1 protein-coding gene is annotated in these 1,577 nt (G+C 73.3%); it reads left to right on the top strand.

Features of this window, described 5'->3' with window-relative positions; genetic code table 11:
- Window positions 1-1,577: polyketide synthase dehydratase domain-containing protein (locus tag IF88_RS0139560; protein ID WP_030724388.1), on the top strand; the 1,577-nt coding region annotated here is incomplete at both ends.

The following is a 1,577-nucleotide window of genomic DNA, read 5'->3' as shown; positions in this document are numbered from 1 at the left end:
TCCCCATCATCTCCAACCTCACCGGACAACCCGCCACCACCGAACAACTCACCAACCCCGACTACTGGGTCCAACACCTCCGCCACACCGTCCGCTTCAACGACGGCATCCAATACCTCCACCACCAGAACGTCACCACATACCTGGAACTCGGCCCCGACCCGGTACTCACCGCCATGACCCGAGGCTGCCTGGGCGAGGAGACCGCCAAGGGCGCGGTGTCGACCGTCGGCGTCCTGCGCAAGGGCCGCCCCGAGTCGCGGACCCTCGCGGTCGCCCTCGGCCACGCGGCCGTACGGGGTGCGGCGCTGGACGTCGAGAGCCTCTTCCCCGGTGCGCGGCGGGTGCTGCTGCCGACGTACGCCTTCCAGGGCGCCCGGTTCTGGCTGAACAGCCCCGCCACTCCCGAGGACGTGGCGAGTCTGGGCCTGACGTCGGCGGAACACCCGCTGCTCGGCGCCGTGACCAGCCTCGCCGGCGGGGAGGGACTGCTGTTCACGGGACGCGTCTCGCGGAGCACCCACCCGTGGATCGCCGACCACGCCGTCTCGGGAACGGTTCTGCTGCCCGGCACCGCGCTGGTCGAGATGGCCGTGGCGGCGGGCGAGCGCTTCGGCTACGACCAGCTCCGGGAGCTCGTCCTGGAGGCGCCGCTGATCGTCCCCGAGAACGGCCGCATCCACCTCCAGGTGGCGCTGGGCGCCGAGGAGTCGGGGACCCGCTCTGTCACCGTCCACTCCCGGACCGAGGGCCGGACGGAGGATGAGTGGACCCGGCACGCCTCCGGTGTGCTCGCCGAGGCGGGCCCTGGCCCGGTTCCCGCGGCCGGCTCGGCCGTCTGGCCGCCGGAGGGGGCCACCGGGATACCCGTGGGCGACCTCTACGCCCGCCTCGCCGAGCGCGGATACGCGTACGGCCCCACGTTCCAGGGCCTGCGGAACGTGTGGAGACGGGGCACGGACCTGTACGCGGAGATCGCGCTCCCGGAGAGCCCCGACGGGGACGGGTTCGCCCTCCACCCCGCCGCGCTGGACGCCGCCCTCCACACCCTGCTGATCGAGGACTCCGACGAGCTGACCATCCCGTTCTCGTTCAACGGGGTCACCTTGCACGCCACCGGTGCGAGCGCGCTGCGGGTGCACCTGGTTCCGAGCGGTACGAACGCCGCCTCGCTCACGGCCACGGACGCCGACGGCCGGCCCGTCCTGACCGTCGACGAGATCGCCCTGCGTCCGGCCGGTGACCTACAGGACCGCAGCGGTCGTATCGACGGGCTCTACCGCCTGGTGTGGAAGCCCGTCCCGCAGGCCACCGAGCCGGCCGCCGGGCCGTGGGCCGTACTCGGCTCGGACCCGCACGGCCTGGCCGCGGCCGTCTCCGGGGAGAGGTACGCGGACGCCGCGGCGCTGCGGACCGCGCTCGCCTCGGGCGGCCCGGTCCCCGGTGCCATCGCGCTCACCGAGCCGTGCTCGGAGGTGCATGCGGCGGTTCAGGGCACCCTGGCCACCCTCCAGGAACTCCTCGCCGACACCACCCTCGACTCCACCCGCATCCTCGTCCTCACCCAGGGCGCCACC

It is taken from the genome of Streptomyces sp. NRRL F-2580, from assembly GCF_000720115.1.
Classification (GTDB): Bacteria; Actinomycetota; Actinomycetes; order Streptomycetales; family Streptomycetaceae; genus Streptomyces.
This window is presented reverse-complemented; position numbering and strand designations above follow the sequence as displayed.